This is a genomic window from Pseudomonas sp. NFPP12, assembly GCF_900103205.1.
GTDB lineage: Bacteria > Pseudomonadota > Gammaproteobacteria > Pseudomonadales > Pseudomonadaceae > Aquipseudomonas > Aquipseudomonas protegens.
This window is the reverse complement of record NZ_FMWW01000007.1, coordinates 256134-282869: the sequence shown is the minus strand read 5'-3', so window position 1 is coordinate 282869 and position 26736 is coordinate 256134. Positions and strand designations below refer to the sequence as shown.

The window sequence follows — 26736 nt, the reverse complement described above, 5'->3', positions numbered from 1 at the left end:
GTGTTTTTTGCCCGGAATTTCTCGGCGACAGTTGTAGCCGCAAGGCTAATTCTTTTTGTATCAGGAGCATCTAGCCCATGAGTATGCAGGACCCGTTAGCGGACATGCTAACTCGAATCCGTAATGCCCAGATGGCTGAAAAGTCCGTCGTAAGCATGCCGTCTTCCACGCTGAAGGTGGCTGTAGCAAAAGTCCTGAAGGACGAAGGTTACATCGCGGGTTATCAGATCAGCAGCGAAATCAAACCTCTGCTGTCCATCGAGCTGAAGTACTTCGAAGGCCGTCCGGTCATCGAAGAAGTGAAGCGCGTTAGCCGTCCAGGCCTGCGTCAGTACAAGTCCGTTGAAGAACTGCCGAAAGTACGTGGCGGTCTTGGCGTGTCTATCGTCTCCACCAACAAAGGTGTGATGACTGATCGTGCTGCGCGCGCTGCCGGTGTCGGCGGCGAAGTTCTTTGCACTGTGTTCTAAGGGGGGATAAGCATGTCTCGCGTCGCTAAGAACCCCGTTAAGCTGCCAGCTGGTGTCGAAGTCAAATTCGCCGGCCAACAGCTTTCGGTGAAGGGTGCCAAGGGCACTCTCGAACTGAACGTACACTCGTCCGTTGAAATTGTTCAGGAAGCTGGTGAGCTGCGTTTCGCTGCTCGCAACGGCGACCAACAAACTCGCGCAATGGCCGGTACCACTCGTGCTCTGGTAAACAACATGGTCCAAGGCGTAAGCCAAGGCTTCGAGCGCAAGCTCCAGCTGGTCGGTGTTGGTTACAAGGCACAGGCAAAAGGCACAGTGCTGAACCTGGCCCTCGGCTTCTCGCATCCAGTGGATTACGAACTGCCGGAAGGCATCACCGCTGAGACTCCTAGCCAGACCGATATCCTGATCAAGGGCATCGATAAGCAGCTGGTAGGTCAAGTGGCCGCTGAGATCCGCGACTTCCGTCCACCAGAGCCTTACAAAGGCAAAGGTGTGCGCTACGCGGACGAAGTCGTCCGTCGTAAAGAAGCCAAGAAGAAGTAGGGCATAGCAAATGACCGACAAAAAAGTTACTCGACTGCGTCGCGCTCGCAAAGCACGCCTGAAAATGCACGAACTCGAAGTCGTGCGTCTCTGCGTGTTCCGCTCTTCGCAGCACATCTACGCCCAGGTCATTTCGGCCGACGGCAACAAAGTCCTGGCAAGTGCCTCGACTTTGGATAAAGAACTGCGTGATGGCGCCACTGGCAACATCGACGCGGCCACTAAGGTTGGCCAGCTGGTCGCTACGCGTGCGAAAGCCGCTGGCGTCTCGCAGGTGGCTTTCGACCGCTCTGGCTTCAAGTACCACGGCCGCGTCAAGGCGCTGGCTGATGCTGCTCGTGAAGCTGGGCTGGAGTTCTAAGTTATGTCAAATAACGACCAAAAGCGCGACGAAGGCTACATCGAGAAGCTGGTTCAAGTTAACCGCGTAGCCAAAACCGTAAAAGGCGGCCGTATCTTCACTTTCACCGCGTTGACCGTGGTTGGTGATGGTAAGGGCCGTGTTGGCTTCGGCCGTGGCAAGTCGCGTGAAGTGCCTGCTGCGATCCAGAAGGCAATGGAAGCTGCTCGCCGCAACATGATCCAAGTTGACCTGAACGGCACCACTCTGCAGTACGCAATGAAGTCCGCTCACGGCGCTTCCAAGGTGTACATGCAGCCTGCTTCTGAAGGTACCGGTATCATCGCTGGCGGCGCTATGCGTGCTGTCCTCGAGGTAGCTGGCGTTCAGAACGTTCTGGCCAAGTGCTACGGCTCGACTAACCCAGTAAACGTGGTTCACGCCACTTTCAAGGGTTTGAAAGCAATGCAGTCCCCTGAATCCATTGCCGCCAAGCGTGGCAAAAGCGTCCAGGAGATCATCTGATCATGGCTACCGTAAAAGTAACGCTGATCAAAAGCATGACCGGCCGTATCCCTAACCACAAACTGTGCGTTAAGGGTCTGGGTCTGCGTCGCATCGGTCACACTGTAGAAGTCCAGGATACTCCCGAGAATCGCGGGATGATCAACAAGGCTTACTACATGCTGCGTGTCGAGGGTTAATCGATGAAACTCAATGATCTGAGTCCAGCGCCGGGTTCCCGTCGCGAAAAGCATCGTCCGGGCCGTGGTATCGGTAGTGGTTTGGGTAAGACTGGTGGCCGTGGTCACAAAGGTCAGACTTCCCGCTCCGGTGGCACCATTGCTCCAGGCTTTGAAGGCGGTCAACAGCCGCTGCATCGTCGCCTGCCGAAGTTCGGTTTCGTTTCCTTGAAGGCCATGGATCGCGCAGAAGTGCGTCTGTCCGAGCTGGCTAAAGTGGAGGGCGACATCGTCACCGTGCAGTCCCTGAAAGATGCCAACGTGATTAACCAAAACGTTCAGCGTGTGAAAATCATGCTGTCCGGCGAAGTTACTCGCGCTGTGACCATCAAGGGTATCGCAGCCACCAAAGGTGCGCGTGCGGCTATCGAAGCAGCTGGCGGCAAGTTCGAGGAATAAATGGCTAAGCAAGGTGCTCTCTCTGCGCTCGGCAAAGGCGGTATGTCTGAACTTTGGGCTCGTCTGCGTTTTCTGTTCTTGGCGATTATCGTCTACCGAATAGGCGCACACATCCCGGTTCCAGGTATCAACCCTGACCGACTCGCGGACCTGTTTCGACAGAATGAGGGGACCATTCTTAGCTTGTTCAACATGTTTTCCGGCGGCGCGCTGGAACGGATGAGCATCTTTGCACTGGGGATCATGCCGTATATCTCGGCATCGATCATCATGCAGCTGATGACAGCCGTCAGCCCGCAGTTGGAGCAGTTGAAGAAGGAAGGTGAAGCTGGCCGTCGCAAGATCAGCCAGTACACCCGCTACGGCACTGTCATCCTGGCCCTGGTTCAAGCTATCGGCATGTCCGTTGGCTTGGCGGGTCAGGGTGTTGCGTTCACTGGTGACTTTGGCTTCCATTTCGTCGCGGTATCCACTTTTGTGGCTGGTGCGATGTTCATGATGTGGCTGGGTGAGCAGATTACTGAGCGTGGTGTTGGCAACGGTATCTCGATGTTGATTTTCGCAGGTATCGTCGCCGGTCTTCCGAGAGCGATCGGGCAGTCTTTCGAGTCTGCACGTCAGGGTGATATCAACATTTTTGCCCTGGTTGCGATCGGTTTGCTGGCAGTAGCGATTATCGGTTTTGTGGTGTTCATTGAGCGTGGTCAGCGTCGTATTGCTGTTCATTACGCCAAGCGTCAGCAGGGCCGCAAGGTATTTGCTGCGCAGACCAGCCACTTGCCGCTGAAAGTGAATATGGCCGGTGTTATTCCTGCTATCTTCGCGAGCAGCATTTTGCTGTTTCCGGCTTCGTTGGGTGCCTGGTTCGGTCAGTCTGAAGGTATGGGCTGGTTGCAGGACATCTCGCAGTCGATCGCTCCTGGTCAGCCGTTGAATATTCTGCTGTTTAGTGCAGGGATTATTTTCTTCTGCTTCTTCTATACGGCGTTGATGTTCAATCCGAAAGACGTAGCGGAAAACCTGAAGAAGTCCGGTGCCTTTATTCCGGGCATCCGTCCAGGTGAGCAGTCGGCGCGCTACATTGATGGCGTTCTGACTCGTTTGACCATGTTCGGTGCTCTATATATGACGGCCGTCTGCCTGTTGCCCCAGTTCCTGGTGGTTGCTGCAAACGTTCCGTTCTACCTTGGCGGGACCTCGTTGCTGATCGTGGTCGTGGTTGTTATGGACTTTATGTCGCAAGTACAATCGCACCTCGTTTCCCACCAGTACGAATCCCTGATGAAGAAAGCCAACCTGAAGGGTTACGGCAGCGGCATGCTGCGCTAATCCATAAGGTTCGAGGAGTTGGTGATGAAAGTTCGTGCATCGGTGAAAAAGCTGTGCCGTAACTGCAAGATTATTCGCCGCGAAGGTGTTGTTCGAGTAATTTGCAGCGCGGAACCGCGTCACAAACAGCGCCAAGGCTGAGTGTGATTGTGCTTCAAGCCCGGCAGCTAGTGCGCTGCCGGGTTGATTATTTGTTATTACAGCGATATTATCTCGCGCCCTATTTCTTGGCTTCCGGGGCGTAGGTAGCTGTCAATTGGAGTCCCACTGAATGGCCCGTATTGCAGGCGTTAACATTCCAGATAACAAGCATACTGTTATCTCGCTGACCTACATCTATGGTGTTGGTCGCACTACTGCGCAGAAAATCTGCGCGGTGACTGGGGTCAACCCAGCTGCGAAGATCAAGGATCTGAGCGACGAGCAAATTGAACAGCTGCGTGGCGAAGTGGCGAAGTTCACCACTGAAGGTGACCTGCGTCGCGAAATCAACATGAAAATCAAACGCTTGATGGATCTGGGCTGCTACCGCGGTCTGCGCCATCGTCGTGGTCTTCCAGTGCGCGGTCAGCGTACCAAGACCAACGCGCGTACTCGCAAAGGTCCGCGTAAGCCGATCCGCAAGTAATCGCACCAGCGAATCGACAGGAATTTAGTCATGGCAAAACCTGCTGCTCGTCCTCGTAAAAAGATTAAAAAGACAGTGGTTGATGGCATCGCCCACATCCACGCGTCTTTCAACAACACCATCGTGACCATCACCGACCGTCAAGGTAACGCTCTTTCCTGGGCAACCTCCGGTGGTTCGGGTTTCCGCGGTTCTCGCAAGTCCACCCCGTTCGCTGCTCAAGTAGCTGCTGAGCGTGCTGGTCAAGCTGCGCTGGAATATGGCCTGAAAAACCTCGACGTCAACGTCAAGGGTCCAGGTCCAGGTCGTGAATCCGCAGTCCGCGCTTTGAACGGCTGTGGCTACAAGATCGCCAGCATCACCGACGTGACGCCAATCCCGCACAACGGGTGCCGTCCGCCGAAGAAGCGCCGCGTGTAATCCAGGAGATTGTAAAGAATGGCTCGTTACATTGGTCCAAAATGCAAACTGGCTCGTCGCGAAGGCACCGATCTCTTCCTGAAGAGCGGCGTGCGCGCTATCGAATCCAAGTGCAACATCGAAGCAGCTCCTGGCATCCACGGCCAGCGTCGCGGTCGTCAATCCGACTACGGCACCCAGCTGCGTGAAAAGCAAAAAGTTCGTCGTATCTACGGCGTACTCGAGCGTCAATTCAGCGGCTACTACAAACAAGCAGCTGGCAAGAAGGGCGCAACCGGCGAAAACCTGTTGCAACTGCTCGAATGCCGTCTGGACAACGTTGTGTACCGCATGGGCTTCGGTTCTACTCGTGCCGAATCCCGTCAGCTGGTATCGCACAAGTCGATCAGCGTGAACGGTCAGACCGTTAACGTTCCGTCCTACCAGGTTCGTGCTGGTGACGTGGTCGCTGTTCGCGAGAAAGCAAAAAATCAACTTCGCATTGTCCAAGCTCTCGATCTGTGTGCTCAACGTGGCCGCGTAGAATGGGTAGAAGTAGACACTGAGAAGAAGTCGGGCGTTTTCAAGAACGTTCCAGCTCGCAGTGATCTGTCCGCCGACATCAACGAAAGCCTGATTGTCGAGCTCTACTCCAAGTAAGGGCTAGAAAATAGGTGCATCCATGCAGATTTCGGTAAATGAGTTCCTGACACCCCGCCACATTGATGTGCAGGTTGTCAGTCCAACCCGCGCCAAGATCACCCTCGAGCCTCTCGAGCGTGGTTTTGGCCACACCCTGGGCAACGCGCTGCGCCGCATCCTGTTGTCCTCAATGCCCGGCTGTGCAGTAGTCGAGGCCGAGATTGACGGTGTGCTCCACGAGTACAGCGCCATCGAAGGTGTACAGGAAGACGTAATTGAAATCCTGTTGAACCTTAAAGGTCTGGCTATCAAGCTGCACGGCCGTGACGAAGTTACGCTGACCTTGTCGAAGAAGGGTTCGGGGGTGGTTACCGCTGCCGATATTCAGCTGGATCATGATGTCGAGATCGTTAATCCCGATCACGTAATCGCTAACCTGGCGTCTAACGGCGCCCTGAACATGAAGCTCGTAGTAGCTCGTGGTCGTGGTTATGAACCGGCCGACTCGCGTCAGAGCGATGAAGACGAAAGCCGCAGCATTGGTCGCTTGCAGCTCGACTCTTCGTTCAGCCCGGTTCGCCGTATCGCATACGTGGTGGAAAACGCCCGTGTCGAGCAGCGTACTAACCTGGACAAGCTGGTTATTGATCTGGAAACCAACGGTACTCTGGATCCTGAAGAGGCTATCCGTCGTGCTGCAACCATCCTGCAACAGCAGTTGGCTGCGTTCGTCGACCTCAAGGGTGACAGTGAGCCAGTGGTAGTCGAGCAGGAAGACGAGATCGATCCGATCCTGCTTCGCCCGGTTGACGATCTGGAACTGACTGTACGTTCGGCTAACTGCCTTAAGGCGGAAAACATTTACTACATCGGCGACCTGATTCAGCGTACCGAAGTAGAACTGTTGAAGACTCCGAACCTGGGCAAGAAATCCTTGACTGAAATCAAGGACGTTCTGGCCTCCCGCGGTCTGTCCCTCGGCATGCGCCTCGACAACTGGCCGCCTGCAAGTCTTAAGAAGGACGACAAGGCGACTGCCTGATCGTCGTAATCACCGAACGTTGTGTTTGGTAAGGAATGAACCATGCGTCATCGTAAAAGTGGGCGTCACCTGAGCCGCACCAGCTCGCACCGCAAGGCCATGTTCCAGAACATGGCGGTGTCGCTGTTCGAGCACGAGCTGATCAAAACTACACTGCCGAAAGCTAAAGAACTGCGCCGCGTTGCCGAGCCGCTGATCACTTTGGCCAAGACAGACAGCCTGGCTAACCGCCGTCTGGCTTTCGACCGTACCCGTTCGAAAGCTATCGTTGGTAAGCTCTTCAACGACCTGGGCAAGCGCTACGCTACCCGTGAGGGTGGCTACCTGCGCATCCTCAAGTGCGGTTTCCGCGCTGGCGACAACGCTCCTATGGCGTACGTTGAACTGGTTGATCGTGCTGTCGGCGGTGAAGCTGTATCCGCTGAGTAAGACGTCAGTCTGAAACAAGGAACCGGGCCTAGCGCCCGGTTTTTTGTGTCTGCCTATATTGGATATTTCTATCGTTAACTAATGTGTAATGCATTGGATGTTGTAACACTGGTGGTCAATACTCTTTGTCAGCCGATTAGCCGGCAGTTTCACAGACTGACAGAGGAAGATTGAGCATGAGCCAGACCAAAACTCTTACTACCGCAAGTGGCGCTCCTGTCGCTGATAACCAGAACTCTCGTTCCGCCGGCCCCCGGGGCCCTCTGCTTCTCGACGATTTTCACCTGATCGAAAAGCTCGCCCATTTCAACCGCGAGAATATTCCCGAGCGTCGCGTGCACGCCAAGGGTTCGGGCGCCTATGGCACTTTCACCGTTTCTCGTGATATCACCGAATACACCAGCGCCAAACTGTTTGAGGCGGTAGGCAAGAAGACTCCGACCTTCCTGCGTTTTTCCACGGTAGGCGGCGAGCGTGGTTCGGCAGACACCGAGCGTGACCCACGCGGCTTTGCCCTCAAGTTCTACACCGAAGAAGGCAACTGGGACATCGTAGGCAACAACACCCCGGTTTTCTTCATTCGCGACCCGCTGAAGTTTCCCGACTTTATCCACACCCAGAAGCGCTTGCCCCAGAGCAATCTGAAAAGTGCCCAGATGATGTGGGATTTCTGGTCCCATTCGCCCGAGGCGCTGCACCAGGTAACCATTCTGTTTTCCGATCGGGGTATTCCGGACGGCTACCGCCACATGCATGGCTTTGGCAGCCACACCTACAGCCTGATCAACGCCAAGGGTGAGCGGCATTGGGTCAAGTGGCACTACAAGACCAAGCAGGGCATCAAGAACCTGGCGCCGGCTGACGCAGCGCGCCTGGCCGGTACCGATCCTGATTACGCCCAGCGCGACCTGTTCAATGCGATCGAGCGCGGTGAGTTTCCGAAATGGAGCGTGTGCATTCAGGTCATGACCGAAGCTCAAGCCGCCGCGCATTACGAGAATCCCTTCGATGTGACCAAGACCTGGTCGCAGAAAGAGTTCCCGTTGATCGAAGTGGGTGAGCTGGAACTGAACCGCAACCCGTTGAATTACTTTGCAGAGGTCGAGCAGGCTGCATTCGGCCCTAGCAACATGGTACCTGGGGTAGGTCTTTCGCCGGATCGCATGCTGCAAGGCCGAGTATTCGCATACGCCGACGCGCATCGCTACCGTGTGGGTACCAACCACCAACAGTTGCCGGTGAACGCTCCATTGAGCCCGGTGAACAGCTACCAGCGCGACGGCTCCATGGCTTTCGGTACCAATGGTGGTGCGGCGCCTAACTACGAGCCCAACAGCTATGGCGATGCGCCGAAGCAGGCTCCACGTTATGCCGAGCCGGCCCTGGCACTCAGCGGTGCTGCGGACCGCTACGATCATCGTGAAGACACCGACTACTACAGCCACGCTGGTGCGTTGTTCCGCCTGATGAACGATGAGCAGAAGGCATTGCTGATCAATAACATCGCGGGCGCCATGGCTGGAGTGACGGCTGATGTGGTTGATCGGCAGTTGCAGCATTTCTACAAGGCCGACCCGGCTTACGGCGAAGGCATCGCCAAAGCTTTGGGCGTATCGCTCAAGTAAGTCTAAATAAGAAGCAGAACCGCCCTCATTTGGGCGGTTTTTGCGTTATTTCTACTGGTTTTCTCAGATATTCTTCACTTTTTCAGCTATTTCTAAGTGACCTGCAAGTCAGCTTGGTTCAAACTATCCACTTTCAAGCAGGGAGATGTAGGGCGATGCAAGGTCACCCGGACGTAATCGATTACCTCAACACGTTGCTGACGGGCGAGCTGGCAGCACGAGACCAATATTTCATCCACTCGCGGATGTACGAAGACTGGGGCTTTACCAAGCTCTATGAGCGTATCAACCATGAAATGGAAGAAGAGGCGCAACACGCCGACGCCCTGATGCGCCGCATCCTGATGCTCGAAGGCACTCCGCGCATGCGCCCTGACGATCTCGACACCGGAACCACGGTGCCCGAGATGCTGGCCAGCGACCTGCGCCTGGAATACAAGGTGCGCGCCGCGTTGTGCAAAGGCATCGAGCTGTGCGAGTTGCACAAGGACTATGTCAGCCGCGACATCTTGCGCATCCAGCTGGCGGATACCGAGGAAGATCACACCTACTGGCTGGAGAAGCAGTTGGGCCTGATCAAGTCCATCGGCCTGGAGAACTACCTGCAATCGCAGTTCTGATTGCGTTAGGTGTTGCTGCCTGTTCGCGAGTAAAGCTCGCTTCTGCGGGAGGGGCAGCAACCCCTAGAGACAAAAAAGCCCCTGGCACCGTCAAGTGCCAGGGGCTTTTTCATGGGCCTCAGGCGCGGTCGCGGGTCAGCAACGGCTTGAGGTAGTGCCCGGTATGGGACTGGGGCATCTCCGCAACCTGCTCCGGGGTGCCCACGGCAATGATCTGGCCGCCCTTGGAACCGCCTTCCGGCCCCAGGTCCACCAGCCAGTCGGCGGTCTTGATCACATCCAGGTTGTGTTCGATCACCACCACGGTGTTGCCGTGATCGCGCAGGCGGTGCAGTACGTCCAGCAACTGCTGGATATCCGCAAAGTGCAGGCCCGTGGTCGGCTCATCAAGGATATACAGAGTCTTGCCGGTGTCTCGCTTGGACAGCTCGCGAGACAACTTGACCCGCTGCGCTTCGCCACCGGACAGGGTCGTCGCCGACTGCCCCAACTTGATGTAGGACAGGCCCACATCCATCAGGGTCTGCAGCTTGCGCGCCAGGGCAGGCACCGGGTCGAAGAACTCCCTGGCTTCCTCGATGGTCATTTCCAGCACCTCGTGGATGCTCTTGCCCTTGTACTTGATTTCCAGGGTTTCGCGGTTGTAGCGCTTGCTCTTGCACACGTCGCAGGGCACGTAGATGTCCGGCAGGAAGTGCATTTCCACCTTGATCAGGCCATCGCCCTGGCAAGCCTCGCAGCGCCCACCCTTGACGTTGAAGGAGAAGCGCCCGGGCCCGTAGCCCCGGGAGCGCGACTCGGGTACCCCGGCGAACAGCTCGCGGATCGGGGTGAACAGCCCGGTGTAGGTCGCCGGGTTGGAGCGCGGAGTCCGGCCGATCGGGCTCTGGTCGATATCCACTACCTTGTCCAGGTGCTGCAGGCCGTTGATGCTGTCGTGTGGCGCGGCTTCCAGGGTGGTGGCGCCATTCAGTGCGGTGGCGCTCAAGGGGAACAGGGTGTTGTTGATCAGGGTCGACTTGCCCGAGCCCGATACCCCAGTGACGCAGGTCAGCAGGCCAATGGGGATCTCCAGGTCGACATTGCGCAGGTTGTTGCCGCGAGCGCCCTTGAGGGTCAGGGAGAGCTTCTTGTTGCGCGGCGTGCGCTTGGCCGGCACCACGATCTTCACCCGGCCCGAGAGGTATTTGCCGGTCAGGGAGTCCGGATGGGCCATGACCTCTGCGGCGGTGCCTTCGGCAACGATTCGCCCGCCGTGCACACCGGCCCCCGGGCCGATATCGACGACATAGTCGGCCAGGCGAATGGCGTCTTCATCGTGTTCAACCACGATCACCGTGTTGCCGATATCACGCAGGTGTTTCAGGGTTCCCAGCAGGCGATCGTTGTCCCGCTGGTGCAGGCCGATGGACGGCTCGTCGAGGATGTACATCACCCCCACCAGGCCGGCGCCGATCTGGCTGGCCAGGCGGATACGCTGGGCTTCGCCGCCGGACAGGGTGTCCGCGCTGCGGTCCAGGGTCAGGTAGTCGAGCCCGACGTTGACCAGGAACTGCAGGCGCTCGCGGATTTCCTTGAGGATCTTGTCGGCGATTTCGCCACGGCGCCCGGTGAGTTTCAGGGTGCCGAAATAATCGGTGGCGTCGCCGATGGGCAGGCTGGTGACTGCCGGCAGGGTTTTCTCGCCCACCCAGACGTGCCGCGCTTCGCGACGCAGGCGGGTGCCACGGCAATCCGGGCAGGGCTGGGTGCTGAGGAACTTGGCCAGCTCTTCACGCACGGTGGCCGACTCGGTTTCCCGGTAGCGGCGCTCCAGATTCGGCACTATCCCTTCGAACGGGTGGGAGCGCTTGACGATGTCGCCCCGGTCGTTGAGGTATTTGAAGTCGACGTTCTGGGTGCCGCTGCCGTGCAGGATGACCTTCTGCTGATCCGCGGGCAGTTGGTTGAACGGTACTTCCAGGCTGAAGCCGTAATGAGAGGCCAGCGAACCGAGCATCTGGAAGTAATAGACGTTGCGCCGGTCCCAGCCGCGTATCGCCCCTTCGGCCAGGGTCAGCTCGCCATTGACCAGGCGCTTGATGTCGAAGAACTGCTTGACCCCCAGCCCGTCGCAGGTCGGGCAGGCACCGGCCGGGTTGTTGAAGGAGAACAGCTTGGGTTCCAGTTCGCTGATGGCGTGGCCGCAGATCGGGCAGGCGAAGCGCGCGGAGAAGATCATCTCCTCTCCCGGCTCGTCGTCCATCGGCGCCACCAGGGCAATCCCGTCCGCCAGTTTCAAGGCGGTTTCAAAGGATTCGGCCAGGCGCTGCTGCAGGTCGGCGCGGACCTTGAAGCGGTCGACCACCACATCGATGGAGTGCTTCTTCTGTTTATCCAGCTTCGGCAGCTCGTCCAGCTCGAACAGCTTGCCGTTGACCCGGGCGCGAACGAAGCCCTGGGCTCGCAACTCTTCGAAGACCGACAGATGTTCGCCCTTGCGCTCGCGGATCACCGGGGCCAGCAGCATCAGCTTGCTGCCTTCGGGCTGGGCCAGCACCAGGTCGACCATCTGGCTGACGGTCTGGGCTTCCAGCGGGATGTCGTGGTCCGGGCAGCGTGGAGTACCGACGCGGGCATAGAGCAGGCGCAGGTAGTCGTAGATCTCGGTGATGGTGCCGACGGTGGAGCGCGGGTTGTGGGAGGTGGATTTCTGTTCGATGGAAATCGCCGGCGAGAGGCCTTCGATGGTGTCGACATCGGGCTTTTCCATCATCGACAGGAACTGTCGGGCATAGGCCGAGAGCGACTCGACATAGCGGCGCTGGCCTTCGGCATACAGCGTGTCGAAAGCCAGGGACGACTTACCGGACCCAGACAGCCCGGTGATGACGATCAACTTGTCCCGCGGCAGGGTCAGGTCGATGTTCTTCAGGTTGTGGGTGCGGGCCCCACGAATCAGAATCTTGTCCAAAAGTGGCCTCGATCGGCGGGCGTAAAGGCAGGAGTATAAAACCAAACACTGGATGGATGCACACTATCGTTCGGCGCTTTTTTGATCGCTGGCATGGGCTGCGCGGCAAAGCGTCGCCATATACCCCCTCAATCGATCCGACTGGTAGAATCGCCGCCGGTTCACATGAGGTTTATCCATGCACGATCCCCACAACGAACGCATGAGTGGCAGCGAGACCCGCGCGGCAAGCGGGCTGGCCCTGGTGTTCGCCTTCCGTATGCTTGGCATGTTCATGGTACTGCCGGTCCTGGCGACCTATGGAATGGATCTCGCAGGAGCGACCCCGACCCTGATCGGGCTGGCGATTGGTGCCTATGGCCTGACCCAGGCAGTGTTCCAGATTCCCTTCGGGATCATTTCCGACCGTATCGGTCGTCGTCCGGTTATCTACCTGGGGTTGATCGTGTTCGCCCTGGGCAGTGTGCTGGCGGCCAACGCCGATTCGATCTGGGGGGTGATCGCCGGGCGTATCCTGCAGGGCGCCGGCGCAATTTCCGCGGCGGTGATGGCGCTGCTTTCCGACCTGACCCGCGAACAGCACCGGACCAAGGCCATGGCCATGATTGGCATGACCATCGGTCTGTCCTTTGCCGTGGCCATGGTGGTTGGCCCGCTGCTGACCCGCAGTTTCGGACTTTCGGGGCTGTTCCTGGCCACCGGGGCCATGGCCCTGGTGGGCATTCTGATCATCGCCTTCATGGTGCCGCGCTCAACCGGGCCGCTGCAGCACCGGGAATCCGGAGTGGCGCGCCAGGCGCTGATCCCGACCCTCAAGCACCCCGATCTGCTGCGCCTGGATCTTGGTATCTTCGTGTTGCACGCGATGCTCATGTCGAGCTTCGTGGCCTTGCCCCTGGCGCTGGTGGAAAAAGCCGGCCTGCCCAAGGAGCAGCACTGGTGGGTCTACCTCACCGCACTGCTGATTTCGTTCTTCGCCATGATCCCGTTCATCATCTACGGCGAGAAGAAACGCAAAATGAAACGAGTTCTGTTGGGCGCGGTCAGTACGCTGCTGCTCACCGAGCTATTCTTCTGGGAGTTCGGCGACAGCCTGCGGGCGCTGGTGATTGGTACCGTGGTGTTCTTCACCGCGTTCAACCTGCTGGAAGCGTCCTTGCCGTCGCTGATCAGCAAGGTTTCGCCGGCGGGTGGTAAAGGAACGGCGATGGGGGTGTATTCCACCAGCCAGTTCCTCGGTTCGGCACTGGGCGGCATCCTCGGCGGCTGGTTGTTCCAGCATGGCGGTTTGTCGGCTGTGTTCCTTGGATGCGCAGTCCTGGCTGCACTCTGGCTGGCCTTTGCTGTTACCATGCGCGAGCCCCCGTATGTGACGAGCCTGCGCTTGCCGTTATCGCCCGAAGCGATCCGCGAAGCCGGCCTGGTCGAGCGCCTGAAGGCCGTTGTTGGGGTAACAGATGCCGTAGTGGTGGCCGAAGAGGCCGCCATTTACATCAAATTGGACACCGAATTATTGGATCGCACGACCCTCGAGCAACTGGTCAATCCAGCGCCGTCGGCGAGCGAAGCCTAGGAGAACGTTATGGCCCGTGGGGTTAACAAAGTCATATTGGTCGGCACTTGCGGCCAGGATCCCGAAGTTCGCTACCTGCCTAACGGTAACGCCGTGACCAACCTGAGTCTGGCCACCAGCGAGCAGTGGACCGACAAGCAGACCGGTCAGAAGGTCGAGCGCACCGAGTGGCACCGCGTGTCGATGTTCGGCAAGGTCGCGGAGATCGCCGGTGAATACCTGCGCAAGGGTTCGCAGGTCTACATCGAGGGCAAGCTGCAGACCCGCGAGTGGGAAAAAGACGGTATCAAGCGCTACACCACCGAAATCATCGTCGACATGCAGGGCACCATGCAGCTGCTGGGTGGCCGTCCACAGGGCGACCAGCAAGGCCAGGGCGGCATGTCCAACTCGGCACCGCGTCCACAGCAGTCCCGTCCTGCTCCGCAGCCTCAGCGTGAGTCGCGTCCAGCGCCACAGCAGGCCGCTCCGCAGCCGGCTCCGGACTTCGACAGCTTCGATGACGATATTCCGTTCTGATCGCTGTTTTCAGCGTTCAGCATCGATAAAAACGGGGCCATGCAGATGGCCCCGTTTTTTTATGCCCGGGTTTAACCGGTGTGCCGCATCACTCAGCTCAAAGCGTCACTCGCCGCAGTCGGCCGCTCAGTGCAACCACCTGCTGCTCCGGCGTCGGAATCGGCCGCCCACTCAGGCCCATGCCTTCACTCACCAGCACCGCGTCTCCGACGCAGCACAGGTTGGAAGGCGTATCCAGGCCCTTGGCGAGTACTTGCACGCTGCGTTGCTGCAAATCGCAGCGCAGCAGGCGGCCACTGAAGCGGGCGAAGCCGCCGTGCAGGACTTCGCCGGCCCAGTCCGGCGGCAACGGTTGCAGCAGCCGGTCGCACAGTTCCAGCACCAGGATCCGCTCCTGCGGGTCCAGCGCCAGCCCGGTGGGCAGTTGCAGTCCGCGAATCAGCACCTCGATCCTGCCGCTCTCGGGCCAGACCCGGATCACCTGGCCCGCCTTGTCGGCGAAGTCGATACCCATCCGCGCCGGGTCCCGGCGCAGCTCGCCGGAGAACAGGCTGATCAGCACGGCATCCGTCTGCGGCTCGTGCACCAAGGTCACCGGCACGGCTTCCTGGCCCTGATCCAGATCGGGCAGTTGCGCCAGGACTTGTTCACCGCCCTCGCTGAACTCCACCAGTTGGTTGCTATCGGGCTTGACCGCCAGCCAGCTGCGGCGCGACGGGTGATAGCACAGCGAGTTGAGGTTGCCGCGACTATGGAACAGCGGCTCGGGCGGGTTGTATTGCAGGTCCAGCAGCTTGGAGCCGGCGACGTAGTCGGTTTGGCTGGCCAGGCAGCGCCCGTCGCCCAGGGCGATGTCCGACAGGCCCATGATTTCGTCGCGCAGCATGCGCGATTGCATGTTCATCGAACGAAAACCCTGAGCCACGACCTGGGGCGGCAGGTAGGCGCCCGGCTGGCCCGGATCCGGCCGCAGGCGGCTGATGCGGCCGCTGAACGGCTGGTCCGGCAGGCCCGAGCCGGCTTCCGCCAGCAGCAGGCTGCCATCGCCTTGCAGGCAAACCCCGCGAGGGTTGAGCAGGCCCTCGGCGATGACGTGATCCAGTCGCAGCACCTGCTCGAGCTGGGTGGGAATATGCAGAGCAACGGGCATGGTCTTCTCCTTGTTCAAGGCTGCCAGGGCGTGCCATTGAGATAGGCGGTCAGTAGGGAGCGTTGGCTTGGCGACATCGAACGCACCACGGACATGTACAAGGTGGTGTTCTGGTACTCGGGGGATATCCGGGCCAGGATCGCCTGTTTGTAACCCATCACCGCGTCGGGCTGATTGAGCTGGATGTAGCGCGACATGGCGGGGAAGGCCAGGTAATGAAAGCGCAGCACGTTTTGAAACGCCTGTTCCCAGGTGACGATGCTGCCTGTTGGAACGCCGAAGTCGCTCCAGGCGTACTTGCGGAAGTTGCTGAAGCTCTGGGTCAGAGGGTTGTTGTCGATGGTGTAGGTCAGTGTGGTGAAGCCAGCCTGGGTATTGGAACCGGCGACGGGAACGACGTTGAAACTCACCGAAGGTTGACCGGCCGGCACCGTTACCGAGTTCGGAAGCTCCAGGAAGTTCCAGTAGCGGTTGGCTTGATAGACGGCGGTCGCCGAGGCATCGATGCTGATCGGCGTAGCCTTCTGCACCGGCGCTCCCAGATAACGGACTTGCAAGGTGATCTGCACGCCTGTGCTGTCGGGATCGAGGTAGGTGTTGCGCTGATCGCTGTAGACCCGATAGGGGCATTCGGGGGCCGACAGCGCCGGGTTGCGGGTGGTCCCGGGGGCACTAATGCACAAGGGCGTGCTCTGCACCACCTGTGTCTGGGTCGAGTTGAGCGGGACGTCGATGATGCCGCCGTACCGGTAGTAGTCTTGCAGCAGCGGATTGCTGGGCTCGAAGCTCGCCAGGGGCGTGGTTCCGGCCGCGATGGTGACGGTCCCGAAGTCGGCGTTGGGGCCGATGGGGCTGGTGATGTCGTCGCGTACAGCCCTGAACGTCTGCTTGGGGATCAGGTTGACCATGTCGATGCTCAGTTGCCCGTTGGCGACCTCGGCATAGGCCACGCTGTTGATGTTCAGGTCTTTGTCGGCATTGATGATTTGGCGGCCCGGCGGACAGATCTGCGGCTCATCGGTAAACGCCGTGGCCAGGGTACCGATGACCCGGCCGATGCTCGGGTTCGGGCTGAACTGGTTGGCTGCGTAGTCGGCATTCAGTTGCTCGGTGGTCAGGGTCGGACACATTTCGAACATCACGAAACGCAGCACGATCCCGGTAGCGTTGGGCGCCTCGATCAGGGCCCGGAGTCCGGCACTTTCCTTGTTGTAGCTGACGATGCTGCTCAGCGGAAAGGTCAGTTGAAAGGTGCCGCTGGCGTGGAAGGAGCCCGGCGAGTCCATGGTTGCAGGCTCCAGCACCCGGGTATTGAGGTCGAAACTGCTGCACACGGTATCCCAGCGAATCAAGAGCTGAGGCGTGTTGCCGTTGCCGATCTGCAGGCCTCCGACAAAGATCTGGGTCGTGGTGCTGGCTGTGGGGTCCAGGTCGACCATCATTGGGCCGGAGTAGGGACCTTGTCCGGTGCCGGGGGTCACGGAGCCGAGCAGGTAAACCGGCTGTCCGACCATATCCCCTTCCAGCGCAATGTTGCCCGGGGTGCCTTGGGAACTGATCAGCGCGTTGTGCAGCGTCACCACGTGTTCGCCATAGTGGTTCCAGCCGCCGGCCGTGTACCGACTGTTGGGGCCGATTCTCGGGTCCGGGGCGTTGATCAGTTGGTACAGGTGCTCATCGCTATAGGTCTTGGCCTGGTCCGCCACGGTCGAGGTGGTCAGGTCGAACAGCTCAAGGGAGGTGGCGATGCCATTGGGCAAGGTCGGTGAGTTGTTTGGCACGCTGACGTCGGTAGAGATGCCGCCCCAGAAGTTCAGTCGGGGTCCATTCAATATGCTCATGATCTATTCCTTATCCTTGGCGACGCTGGTGACTGGGGCTTGGGCGAATCTGAACAGGAAGGAGAAGTCGCTCTTGTACTGGCTGTTGAGCGGTGCGGCCATGGAATGGCAGTTCATGCAGCTGCTGTTGGTCTGGATGTAACTTTCCATGGTGACGTTGGCCGACAGTGATGGCGTTGGTTGCCCCAAGGGGTTGCCGGGGTTATCCGGCGACTGCGGGCGTTGGGTGGTGATCAACTGGTAGTACTTGAACACGCTTTGCTGTACCTGCGGATCGCCCTGGTATTGGGTATTGATCTGCTGGGTGACGTCCGTGATCGGGGTGACCCGGTTCAGTGGGTCCGGGGTACTGAAGCTGTTACCGGGTTTTGGGGTACAGACCATTTGTCCAGCTTGTTGCTGCCACAGGCAGGGGGATTGGTTGAGGCTTTCGGCGGGCGCCTTGGCGTTGAAGTAGGAGTAGAAAATCCCCGAGACCGGTTGGTCCACCCAACGGCCCCCCAGCTGGGTCTTGGGAGGCACGTTGTCGACCTGCTCGAAGGTCGACCAGATCCACTGCGGGAACCCCTCCACCTTGCTGATGATGTGCAACCCCACCAATCCCAAAGTGGCCTCGGTGGTGCCGTTGGGCTGTCCCTGACTGTCGAACTGGGTGACCAGGGCCTTCATTGTCAGATAGCGGCTGCTGTCGTCGGCGCTGCCGAGGATGCGCCAGCTGCTCTTGATCTCGCCGGCGTTGTTGGGAAAGCTGATGTTCTTCGCTGCGTTGACGACCACCGCGTTGTAGAAGTCGTTATCGACGATGTAGTTGTAGGAGACCTCGTTGGCGGCGATGTCGTAGTAGGTCGGGTTGCCGCGCTGGTCAATCAGCCAGCCGCCCACCGCCTGGTTGTCCGATTGCACCACCTGGGTGTTCTTGACCGCGGCGATGTTGATCAGGCTGAGATTTCTGCGGGGCAGTTGCGAGTTCCAGAGGCCCGGATTCTTGGCCCCGGGGAGGAAGGTCTCGCTGACGCTCTTGTAGGTCTGCCACACGGTATCGCCAGGGCTGCCCAGGGGCTTGCTGCAATCGGCCACTCCGCGCTGTCCCGCCTGGGCCGGCCAGTTCAGGTTGATGAACATCTTCCAGCTGTATTGATCGAAAGCCTGCTGCGACGCGCCCGCAGCAGGCACCGCAGCCGTGGGCGGGCAGCTGGTCTGCGGCGCCGCTGCGCTGGGCTGCAGGGCGCTGGCCTGCTGGCTGCCCAGGCCAAGCAACAACAGGGCGGTGAAACGGCTCAAGGGGTTCATGAGGCGGCTCCTGTCATGGCGAGGGGGGCGAAAGTTGGTTCCACTGCGGCCGCGCACCGTTCTTCAGCGATGGCGGGGGCGTGAAGAGCTGGCAGTCCGGCGGGTTGGCCGGGCACATCTTCGCCACATGGTCCCAGGTCGTGGCCGGATTTGGTTTCTCGGTGCGCCAGTTGAGGTAGTTCTGGCTGACGATTGGCGCGTTGGCGACGCTCTCGTCACCGGAGAAATAGAACGATTGCGGATGCTGATAGGCCGGCTGGCCCGGGCCGTCGCTGCTGGCTTTTTTGTAGAACGCATAGCCGAACAGAATCGGGCTCGGCTGGACCGGGATCTCCAGCGCGTAGGCCTGCACGCTGCCATCCAGATGCTGGCTGCGGGCGGCGCTGTAGGGCAGGTGCTTGATGAAGTCCCGGCGCGGCGGATGGTTCATGGGCGAGAACATGCAGCAGGCCGGCATGTCCTTTGGCCGGTCCTCGGGGTAGGTGAGGAAGTAGGCCTTGTTGCCCAGGGAAACGAAGGAGCAGGTGTAGTTGTTGTCCTTGATCGGGAAGATCGGCAGGCAGTACTTCTCGTAGTGCTCCATCATCGCCCCGGTGCCGTCCTTGTCGGCCGGCACATAATCGTTGTCGTAGTAGCTGGTGCCCCGGGACACGGTGTAGTCGGCCGGTTTCAGGGTGCTGGGCGGGCTGCTGTAGGGCGGTGGGTTCTTCACGTAGTTGGCGGTGACCCGGTACATGATCCAGTCACTGACCCAGGTTGCCGGGTAGAGCGGATCGGCCGGCTCGCCGGGTTTGCGCTTGGCGATGCAGTTGTTGGTCTTGGCGTCGCACCCCCGGTCGTTGTGCACGCCCATGTTGAAGTAGACGTTGTCGGGGTAGGTCTCGGCCCATAGCGTTTGGCTGGCGCTCAGCAGGCTGGCGGCCAACAGCAGTTGCTTGAAGAGACTGGCGTTCATCTGACACTCCTTTGAAAGCGCCGGGCGACGGGGTCGCCCGGCATTCCATGGGCTGGCCTTTGCGGCTCAGCCGTGGGGGTAGTCGCTGAGTTTCAGCGGGATCGGTGGGTAGCCCTTGCTCACCAGGTCCTGGGCCCAGATTTCCAGCACCCTGCGCCGGCTTTGCGGCAGGTCCCGGGTGATCGGCATGGCCAGGGTGCTTTCCTCCTGATAGTCCTTGCTGATCAGTACGATGAACTGGTTGATCGCGCCCTCGATGCGTTGCAGGGAGTTGAGCGGCATGAACTTGTTCATGATCGGGTAGAGGTAATAGAAAGGCTGGAGGATTCTGGGGAAGATGAACTCCTTCCAGATCCGCACGCTGGCGTCGTCCTGGGTGCACACCCGGTTCCAGCAGTCGATGAAGTCCTTGAGCATCTCCGGCTCCTGGGGCAGGACCCGCAGGGGCGCAAGGAAGTCGGTGTAGGCGTCGGTGTAGTTGAAGCTGAAGGGCACCGTCGGTTGCTGCTGGCCGTCCTGGATGAAGAAGCGCAAGGTCGGGAAGCCGGCCGCCACGGCCTTGACCGATACCTGGGCGATGCCATTGGCGTCGGTCAGGATCTGCGCCAGGCTGTACTGCACGGTAGCGTTCAGCGGGTCTGCCAGGGTGCCGCTGCGTGCCTGCCCATTGGTGAACTGCAGGCGGGGGCTCAGGGCCACGGCCGAGGGCGTGGTCAGGAAGCTCTGGTAGAGCATGGGTTCGGATGGCTCGTTGTCCTCGACGTTCAGCACCGCGCTGAGCCGGCGGCCGCTGCCCACGTGCAACAGGCTTTCAGCGGTCTGGGTGCCGACGAACTGCGGTCGGTTCGACGTGTTGCTCCCGGGGTCCTTCGGGTAGTTGTTGAACAAGGTGAAGTTGGCCGCGTTACTGAAGGCCAGGTAATAGTCGCTGGTGGTCAGCATGTAGGCGTTGTTGTACTCCGCCACCCACAGCGCGGTGCCCGCGGGCGCGGGCTGGCCGTCGTACTGCACCATGATGCTCAGGACCCGGGTGTCGCCCACATCGATGAAGCAGCCGCTGTCGAGGACCTCGGCGGTCCACATATTCTGGGCGGCGGCGACCAGTTCCTGGCTGCCCTGCAACTGCAGCTCCAGGGCGCCCTGTTGCAACGCGGCCTGGTCGGCGGGGCTGATGGGCAGGTCCAGCAGGCCGGCGCGCTTGTCGAAGGCGGTCTGGCGATACTGTTCGAAGCCAAAACTGGCGACTTTGTGGAAAGCGCCGCCAGTGGGCCGTACCCCGATGTCGTAATCACCGGCCAGGTATTTCCCGGGCACCGGAATTCCCTGGCTCAGGTCAGTGTCGGTGGGCGGCAGTGCGGCGCTGTCTCCGGCGGGATAGAACGGAAAGGTATTGCCCAGGTCCAGGGACAGGGTGTTGTCGTGCACTTGGGCGCTGATCACCCCCAGGGTCATGGCCGCAGGCTTGGTGTCTCTGGGAACCGCCTTGCACACCGGCACCGGGGCCTTGGGTTCCAGGCGCCGGCCGGCCGGAGCGGTGGGGTATTCATTGTCGAACCACAGGCCCAGAGTACCGGCGGTGCGGCTGTAGGCCGGGTTGAAGAAGATGTCGGCGACGTTATCCAGGCCCTTCTGGTACATCGCCTGCAGTGCGGCCATGGCTTCGGGCGTCTTGGAGTGGCTGTCCACCACCGGGAAGTCGTTGAAGATGCCGTTCTTGTCGTAGAAGGTCAGGTAGGTGGTGAACCGGAACATCAGGCCCTTGGCGTTCTGGTTGATCATCTCCTGTTGCAGGGTCTTCAGCAGTTGCGAGTCGCCGACGATCCACTGCAGCTGGTCTTTCGGGAAGCAGGTCTGCCAGGTGGTAGTCACGTAGCTCAAGCCGCCGAAGGCCCCCCAGTTGAAGTTGAGGAAGCGGTCGAGCATGCGGTACCGGCGCTTCAAGGTCAGGCCGCAGGTGGCGTCCCCCAGTACCAGTTTGTCGAAGTACAGGGCGGTGAAGGTGTTCTGCCAGGGGCTGATATCGACGAAGCGCGCGGCTGTGGGCGCGGCGCTGCCGAACGGGTTGCCCTGCAACTGGTAACACTTGTTCACCAGCGGGTCGTTGTCGATGTAGGTGTTGGCCTGGAACTCGCCACCGACGATCACCGAGCGGGTCTGCTCGTAGTCGACCAAGCCGCAGGCGTTGTCGCCGAACAGGTCCCATTCGGCGGGAATCATCGGGTAGCCACTGGGCGAGCCATTGGTGGGCACCTGCAGCACGTAGTCCGGCACGTTCTCGTAGGCCAGCGGGGCGATGGTCCAGGGCATCAGCTGTTGCGGGGCGTTCTGGTCGTTGATCCCGTAGTAGGACAGGAACGGCCAGTTCATGCGCATCTTCACCGCGTCATATAGCGGGAAAACGTCGTTGTTGTTGGCCGTCGGTGGGTTCCAGAACATGTGGCCATTGAAGTAGATCCGGGGAAAGTTCAAGACGCTCATGAGCTGCTCCTTAGCGCTGCCACTGGGCGCGTTTGAGCGACCAGACGTAGTCCAGTTTCTGGTAGCCGACGAAGTCGGAGTCCGGTAGTACGGTGGTGGGGTAGACGATCCCGCCATCCTCTTTCAAGGCGAAGTTGAAGTAGGTGTTGTTGCTTGAGTAGGCCGCGGTGTTGTGGCAGGCCAGGCACGAGGAGTGGCTCTGGAAGGCCGATTCCAGCTGGGAGTTGGCCAGCAGCTTGGGCTCGGCCTGGGCCTGGTCGTACTGCACGCCGATCAACTCGTACTGGGCCAGCGTGGGGTTCTGCTGCTGGAAGGTGGCATTCACCGGCTGGGCCGCGTCAGTGGGCCCGGTGATGTTGGTCATGGGCTTGGCCGGCGTGCCGTTGGTCACGGTGTACTTGCTGTTGTTGCGGTTCTCGAAGGTGGTCCAGACCCAGTCGTGGGTCAGTTTGTTGATGACGTGCATGCCGCTGAGGCCGGCGTAGCCGGTGTGGTATTGGCCCTGCTTGTCGACGTAGTAGGCCTGGGCGATGAAGTAGCCATCCTTTGCCAGTTGCGCCTGGAAGGTGCTATCGCTGCCGATCCACAACCAGGAGGTCTTCAGCTCCCAGGCCGTGGCGGGGAAGTTCAGGCTGCTGGTCAGGGCGGCAATGCCGTTCCGGTTGTAGATCTTCTGCTGGACGATGTAGTTGAAGGTGTCCTGGCCCATCAACATGTGAAAACGCACCGACTGGCCCCGTTGCGCTTCCGGCACCTGGTTGCCCATTTCCAGGGCCAGGCCATCGACCTGCTGGGTGCCGTTGTCGGTGCTGCCGTCGGTGTCGTTGCCCAGGTTGAGGAACAGCCCGCTGGTGTTCATGCCCGGGATCTTCTGCGCCTGGGTCTGCACCTGGCTCGGCAGGTTGGCCTGGGTGCTGTAGGGCTGGGGAGCCTGCCCCTTGCTCAGGTAGACCTCATCGGATGGTTTGAACGTCTCCCAGAGCCGCTCCGGGTTCCCGGAGCCGGCCGGCTGGTTGAGGCACACAAACCAGTTCCACGCCATGGTTTCCGGGCTCTGCTTGAAGGTGCTCAGGGTGCCGGCCTGGTCACCATTGAACGTCAGGAAGTTGCTGCAATTGAAGGCGGGCGTGGTCTGTGCGTGAGCGAGGCCGCTCAACACACCGAGCACGACTATAGGGATGGTTCGCCGCATGGAATCTCCTTGGCCTGAGCCGTATCGTCATAGGGGCGCCCTAGGAAATGCTCTAGGAGCAGGTGCTTTACCGCGGTGGCCGGCAGGTGCGCCGGCAGGGGTAAATCGCAATCGGTGATGAGCAGGGGCCCTACCTCGGCACTGCTGGGCAAGCGTCCGTGGCTGCCGCGAATCAGTGAGGTGTCCAGGGGAATCAGGTCCATGTAGTAGCGAAAGCCGAGCTTCTTCTGCAGCAGCCGGCGACCGACCCGCAGCTTGGGAAAGCGGATCGCCGGGTCGATGAACAGCTCCAGTGGGTCGTAGCCCGGCTTGCGGTGGATATCCACAGTGCGGGCGAAATCCGGGGCCAGGCGGTCGTCGAACCAGTAGTAGTAATCGAACCAGAAGCCCGGGGCGGCCACCGCCACCAGCTCGCCGCTGCGTGGGTGATCGAGCTGGCAGGCCTGCTGCTCGCTCCTGTCCAGCACCTGCTCGATACCGGGCTGGCGCAGCAGCAGGGCCTTGACCCGGGCAATGTCCTCGGGCTGGCGCACATAGACGTGGGCGATCTGGTGGTCGACCACGGCGAAGGCCGCGCTGGCGCCGGGGTCCAGCAGCTCCCAGCTCAGTGAACGACGTACCTGCAGCAGACCTTGCTCGCGCAGCACGCGGTTGATCGAGATGGACTGCTGCACCGCCTCGATGCCGTATTCGGAGACCAGCATCACGGCCGCGCCTTGCTGCTGGGCAAAATCCAGCAGGCGCCCGACTTCATGGTCGATGGCCCGCACTTCGTCGCTGATGGACGGATGCTCCGGCCCCAGGCGTTGCAGGCTGTAGTCCAGGTGCGGCAGGTAGATCAGTTGCAGGTCGGGGCGGCTGATCTGGAACTCGGCGATGGCGCAGTCGACGATCCAGCGGCTGGAGGCAATCCCCGCGGCCGGGCCCCAGAAGCTCGGAAAGGGGAACTCGCCGATCTGCTGTTCGATGCGTTCGTGCAGCCCCGGCGGCGACGAATAGAGGCCGAACATCTTGCGCCCGTCGGCCGGGTAGTGGGGGCGCGGGGTGATGGCTGCCTCCACCTGGGCATACATGTTGAACCACCAGAACAGCTGGCTGCAGCGCAGGCCGGGGATCTCCCGTTGCAGCGCCTGCCAGACCTTTTCACCCTGGATCAGCGCGTTGGGCTGCAGCCAGAAACGCACCTCGGCCTGATCGCGGAAATACCAGCCGTTGCCGACGATGCCGTGTTCCGAAGGCGGCAGCCCGGTGAGGATCGAGGCCTGCACAGTGGAGGTCACGGCGGGGAACACCGGGCGCAGCCGGGCCATCCGCGCCCGTTGCAGCAGGTTGTTGATCCGCGGCGTGGCCGGTCCCAGCAGGCTGGGTGTCAGGCCCACCACATTGATCAGCAGCAAGGGCTGGCGCGGGCGTTCAGAAGGCATGGGCCGGAGCCTCCAGGGCAGACGAGTGGGTACGCAGCAGATGCCGCTGGCGCAGTTGGCCCTCGACCCATTGCAGCTCGGCGGCGATGCCTTGCAGCAAGGCCTGCTCGCTGTCCGGGCGCAGCGCACCGGGCAGTACGTTCCAGCTGTAGGTTTCCACCTCCAGCACCGGCTGGAAGTTCGGGTGCGCGGCGAGAAAGTCGAAGGTGCGCAGCAAGGCCTGCTGGCTGCCGCTGAGCTCGGCCAGTAGAAACTGTTCGCTGAACAGCGGCACATGAAAGTGAATGCGCAACTCGGGGCATTGCCCCTGGGCAGGTTCGGCGGCGTCCAGGGCCCCGGGCAGGTCGGCCCAGGCCAGTAGCTGCCCGGCCAGATCCCGGGCCTTGACCTGATGCAGGTAGGTGGCTTCGGCGAAGTTGCCCAGGGCCTGCAGTACCTGCTGGCGGCGTGGGCGATCGGCAAACGGCAACTGGCAGATCAGGGCGTTGGACAGCTGGATCTTGCCCACCGGAACCCGCGCATCCAGCAGCCGTTGCAGGGATTGGTAGCAGTCTTCGAAGACCACCGCCTGATGGCAGACGTCGAAGCACAGCGCCAGGTAGCCATGATGGGGGTCGGTGGCCTGCCAGTGCCTGAAAAAGGCCAGGGCCTGATCGGTGTTTTCCAGCACGCAATCCGGCTCCATCTCCAGGCACACCAGGATCTTCCTGCCGCTGCTGCGATGCAGGCTGGCCAGCTCGGCGGTCAGTTGCCGCAGGTGGGTTTCGGCCTGTTGCTGCTGGGCCTCGTCCCAGGTGGCGGCATAACCGAAGGGCACGCTGGAAATCACCCCCTGCTGGCAATCCAGGGGCAGAGCGGCGGCCAGCAGATGCGCCAGTTGCAGGCTGTATTCCAGGCGCTGGGGTTCGGCCCAGGTGGGCCGGTAGACCTCGGCCTTCACCGCGCCTTCATGGAACTGGCCATAGGGGAAACCGTTGAGCGAGGTCAGGCGCAGGCCACAATCGTGCAGCAGTTCGATGAAGGCCTCGCGCACCTCGGGCACCTGTAGTTCGGCGGCGGCCTGGGCGCTGATCCACAGGCCGCTGTCCTGCACCGCCAGCCCACGCTGACGCCGCACGCCCTGGAAATGTTCCTGGATCGACGCCCGCAGGCCTGCCACGTCACGGGCCGGGTGCACGTTGCTGCAGTAGCCGATCTGCGCGGCGTTCCAGCCGGCCCGGGCACTCATTTGACCACCGGTTCCTGGCCCCTCAGGGCCGAGTTGTCCTGCCACTGGCGGCGCTGGTCGATCGGCAGCGGGGTGCTCACCAGTTGCTTGTCCAACTGCCCGCTCTGGGCGAAGAAATCCACCGGGTTGTGGAACAGCACCTGCTCCACCTGGGCCTCGCTGAAGCCGGCGGCGAGCATGGCCTGGCCGGTCTTGGGCACTTTGAGCGGGTCGCTGATGCCCCAATCGGCAGCGCTGTTGACCACCATTTTTTCGCTGCCGTATTCCTGCAGCAGGGCCACCATGCGCTGTTCCGACATCTTGGTGTTGGGGTAGATCGAGTGCCCGCGCCAGCAGTCGCTGTCCAGCACCAGGGGCAGGGTCAGTTCGTTGAGGTGGTCGATGATCACCAGGTTTTCGGCGATGCCCACCTCGCGGATCACCGCCAGGGTGCGCTTGGTGCCGCCGATCTTGTCGCGGTGCGGGGTGTGCACCAGCACTGGCAGGTTGAACTGTCTGGCCAGTTCCAGTTGCGCGGCGAGAAAGCGATCTTCTTCCGGGGTGATGTCGTCGTAGCCGATTTCCCCTACCGCTACCACGCCGTCCTTGACCAGGTAGCGCGGCAGGATCTCCAGCACCTCGTTAGCCACCGACAGGTCGTTGGCTTCCTTGGGGTTGAGGCCGATGGTGCAGAAATGGTGGATGCCGAACATGCTGGCGCGAAAGCGCTCCCAGCCCAGCAGGGTGTCGAAGTAGTCGATGAAGCTGCCGACGCTGGTGCGCGCCTGGCCTTGCCAGAACGCAGGCTCGATGACCCCGGTGATGCCGGCGGCGGCCATGTTCTGGTAGTCGTCGGTGGTGCGGCTGACCATATGAATGTGCGGGTCGAAGTACTTCGCCATGGTGGCTCCTTGCTTGAGTGCGGGAAAAATCGTGGGCTCA

At 60.6% G+C, this 26736-nt stretch carries 27 protein-coding genes; 17 read left to right on the top strand and 10 right to left on the bottom strand.

Annotated elements, in window-relative coordinates; translation table 11 throughout:
• Nucleotides 1-77: 77 nt before the first annotated feature.
• The 15 genes from rpsH (at nt 78) to bfr (ending at nt 9212) form a co-directional block, all read left to right on the top strand.
• A complete protein-coding gene (gene rpsH, locus BLS75_RS29215; RefSeq protein WP_011063773.1) occupies nt 78-470 on the top strand; it encodes a 30S ribosomal protein S8 in 393 nt (130 codons plus the stop codon).
• A gap of 12 nt (nt 471-482) precedes the next feature.
• The gene (gene rplF, locus BLS75_RS29210) at nt 483-1016 is read left to right on the top strand and encodes a 50S ribosomal protein L6 (protein ID WP_007924185.1); all 534 of its coding nucleotides are present in this window, start codon (nt 483-485) and stop codon (nt 1014-1016) included.
• A 10-nt stretch (nt 1017-1026) separates the two neighbouring features.
• Entirely contained in the window at nt 1027-1377 is a 351-nt protein-coding gene (gene rplR, locus BLS75_RS29205) for a 50S ribosomal protein L18 (protein WP_003186037.1), read from the top strand.
• A 3-nt stretch (nt 1378-1380) separates the two neighbouring features.
• A complete protein-coding gene (gene rpsE, locus BLS75_RS29200; protein ID WP_007924184.1) occupies nt 1381-1881 on the top strand; it encodes a 30S ribosomal protein S5 in 501 nt (166 codons plus the stop codon).
• A gap of 2 nt (nt 1882-1883) precedes the next feature.
• Entirely contained in the window at nt 1884-2060 is a 177-nt protein-coding gene (gene rpmD / locus BLS75_RS29195) for a 50S ribosomal protein L30 (protein ID WP_003176408.1), read from the top strand.
• Between the two features lie 3 nt (nt 2061-2063).
• Entirely contained in the window at nt 2064-2498 is a 435-nt protein-coding gene (gene rplO / locus BLS75_RS29190; protein ID WP_007924183.1) for a 50S ribosomal protein L15, read from the top strand.
• Nucleotides 2499-3827: a preprotein translocase subunit SecY gene (secY, locus tag BLS75_RS29185; RefSeq protein WP_003210064.1), complete on the top strand. Its 1329-nt coding sequence runs from the start codon at nt 2499-2501 to the stop codon at nt 3825-3827.
• Nucleotides 3828-3851: 24 nt separating this feature from the next.
• Nucleotides 3852-3968 carry a 50S ribosomal protein L36 gene (gene rpmJ, locus BLS75_RS29180; RefSeq protein ID WP_002555468.1) on the top strand — a complete coding sequence of 39 codons (117 nt, stop codon included), beginning with the start codon at nt 3852-3854 and terminating at the stop codon, nt 3966-3968.
• 130 nt (nt 3969-4098) lie between these two features.
• The gene (rpsM, locus tag BLS75_RS29175) at nt 4099-4455 is read left to right on the top strand and encodes a 30S ribosomal protein S13 (protein ID WP_003186020.1); all 357 of its coding nucleotides are present in this window, start codon (nt 4099-4101) and stop codon (nt 4453-4455) included.
• Between the two features lie 30 nt (nt 4456-4485).
• Entirely contained in the window at nt 4486-4875 is a 390-nt protein-coding gene (gene rpsK / locus BLS75_RS29170; RefSeq protein WP_007924177.1) for a 30S ribosomal protein S11, read from the top strand.
• A gap of 18 nt (nt 4876-4893) precedes the next feature.
• Nucleotides 4894-5514, top strand: coding sequence for a 30S ribosomal protein S4 (gene rpsD, locus BLS75_RS29165; protein ID WP_011063772.1), 621 nt, complete (start codon nt 4894-4896; stop codon nt 5512-5514).
• 22 nt (nt 5515-5536) lie between these two features.
• Nucleotides 5537-6538: a DNA-directed RNA polymerase subunit alpha gene (gene rpoA, locus BLS75_RS29160; RefSeq protein WP_007970428.1), complete on the top strand. Its 1002-nt coding sequence runs from the start codon at nt 5537-5539 to the stop codon at nt 6536-6538.
• A gap of 42 nt (nt 6539-6580) precedes the next feature.
• A complete protein-coding gene (gene rplQ, locus BLS75_RS29155) occupies nt 6581-6967 on the top strand; it encodes a 50S ribosomal protein L17 (protein ID WP_007924175.1) in 387 nt (128 codons plus the stop codon).
• Between the two features lie 176 nt (nt 6968-7143).
• Nucleotides 7144-8592 (top strand): catalase, encoded by a 1449-nt coding sequence (locus tag BLS75_RS29150; RefSeq protein WP_019094236.1) that lies wholly within the window; start codon nt 7144-7146, stop codon nt 8590-8592.
• Between the two features lie 155 nt (nt 8593-8747).
• Entirely contained in the window at nt 8748-9212 is a 465-nt protein-coding gene (bfr, locus tag BLS75_RS29145; protein ID WP_011063770.1) for a bacterioferritin, read from the top strand.
• A gap of 118 nt (nt 9213-9330) precedes the next feature.
• On the opposite strand, the gene uvrA is transcribed toward bfr, so the two are convergent.
• On the bottom strand, nt 9331-12165 hold the full coding sequence (gene uvrA / locus BLS75_RS29140; RefSeq protein WP_019094235.1) for an excinuclease ABC subunit UvrA: 2835 nt from the start codon (nt 12163-12165) through the stop codon (nt 9331-9333).
• Between the two features lie 178 nt (nt 12166-12343).
• Here uvrA and BLS75_RS29135 point away from each other — a divergent pair, with 178 nt between their 5' ends.
• Both BLS75_RS29135 and BLS75_RS29130 read left to right on the top strand, forming a co-directional pair.
• Nucleotides 12344-13738: an MFS transporter gene (locus BLS75_RS29135; protein ID WP_011063768.1), complete on the top strand. Its 1395-nt coding sequence runs from the start codon at nt 12344-12346 to the stop codon at nt 13736-13738.
• A 9-nt stretch (nt 13739-13747) separates the two neighbouring features.
• Nucleotides 13748-14257: a single-stranded DNA-binding protein gene (locus BLS75_RS29130; protein WP_011063767.1), complete on the top strand. Its 510-nt coding sequence runs from the start codon at nt 13748-13750 to the stop codon at nt 14255-14257.
• Between the two features lie 97 nt (nt 14258-14354).
• Here BLS75_RS29130 and BLS75_RS29125 read toward each other — a convergent pair whose 3' ends face one another.
• The 9 genes from BLS75_RS29125 to BLS75_RS29085 all read right to left on the bottom strand — a co-directional run bounded on the left by BLS75_RS29125 (nt 14355) and on the right by BLS75_RS29085 (nt 26696).
• Nucleotides 14355-15407: a hypothetical protein gene (locus BLS75_RS29125; protein ID WP_072452838.1), complete on the bottom strand. Its 1053-nt coding sequence runs from the start codon at nt 15405-15407 to the stop codon at nt 14355-14357.
• 14 nt (nt 15408-15421) lie between these two features.
• Nucleotides 15422-17248, bottom strand: a complete 1827-nt coding sequence (locus BLS75_RS29120) for a hypothetical protein (RefSeq protein WP_015637224.1) — start codon at nt 17246-17248, stop codon at nt 15422-15424.
• Between the two features lie 3 nt (nt 17249-17251).
• Nucleotides 17252-18538 carry a hypothetical protein gene (locus BLS75_RS29115; RefSeq protein ID WP_072452840.1) on the bottom strand — a complete coding sequence of 429 codons (1287 nt, stop codon included), beginning with the start codon at nt 18536-18538 and terminating at the stop codon, nt 17252-17254.
• Between the two features lie 13 nt (nt 18539-18551).
• A complete protein-coding gene (locus BLS75_RS29110) occupies nt 18552-19493 on the bottom strand; it encodes a hypothetical protein (RefSeq protein ID WP_072452842.1) in 942 nt (313 codons plus the stop codon).
• 66 nt (nt 19494-19559) lie between these two features.
• Nucleotides 19560-21971 carry a hypothetical protein gene (locus BLS75_RS29105; RefSeq protein WP_072452844.1) on the bottom strand — a complete coding sequence of 804 codons (2412 nt, stop codon included), beginning with the start codon at nt 21969-21971 and terminating at the stop codon, nt 19560-19562.
• Nucleotides 21972-21981: 10 nt separating this feature from the next.
• Nucleotides 21982-23163, bottom strand: a complete 1182-nt coding sequence (locus BLS75_RS29100; protein ID WP_072452846.1) for a hypothetical protein — start codon at nt 23161-23163, stop codon at nt 21982-21984.
• On the bottom strand, nt 23142-24587 hold the full coding sequence (locus tag BLS75_RS29095; protein ID WP_072452847.1) for an alkaline phosphatase family protein: 1446 nt from the start codon (nt 24585-24587) through the stop codon (nt 23142-23144). Before BLS75_RS29095 ends, BLS75_RS29100 begins: the two co-directional genes overlap by 22 nt.
• A complete protein-coding gene (gene eboE / locus BLS75_RS29090) occupies nt 24577-25815 on the bottom strand; it encodes a metabolite traffic protein EboE (RefSeq protein ID WP_072452848.1) in 1239 nt (412 codons plus the stop codon). The genes BLS75_RS29095 and eboE overlap by 11 nt, the downstream gene beginning before the upstream one ends.
• Nucleotides 25812-26696, bottom strand: a complete 885-nt coding sequence (locus tag BLS75_RS29085; RefSeq protein ID WP_011063758.1) for a TatD family hydrolase — start codon at nt 26694-26696, stop codon at nt 25812-25814. The genes eboE and BLS75_RS29085 overlap by 4 nt, the downstream gene beginning before the upstream one ends.
• Nucleotides 26697-26736 lie beyond the last annotated feature (40 nt).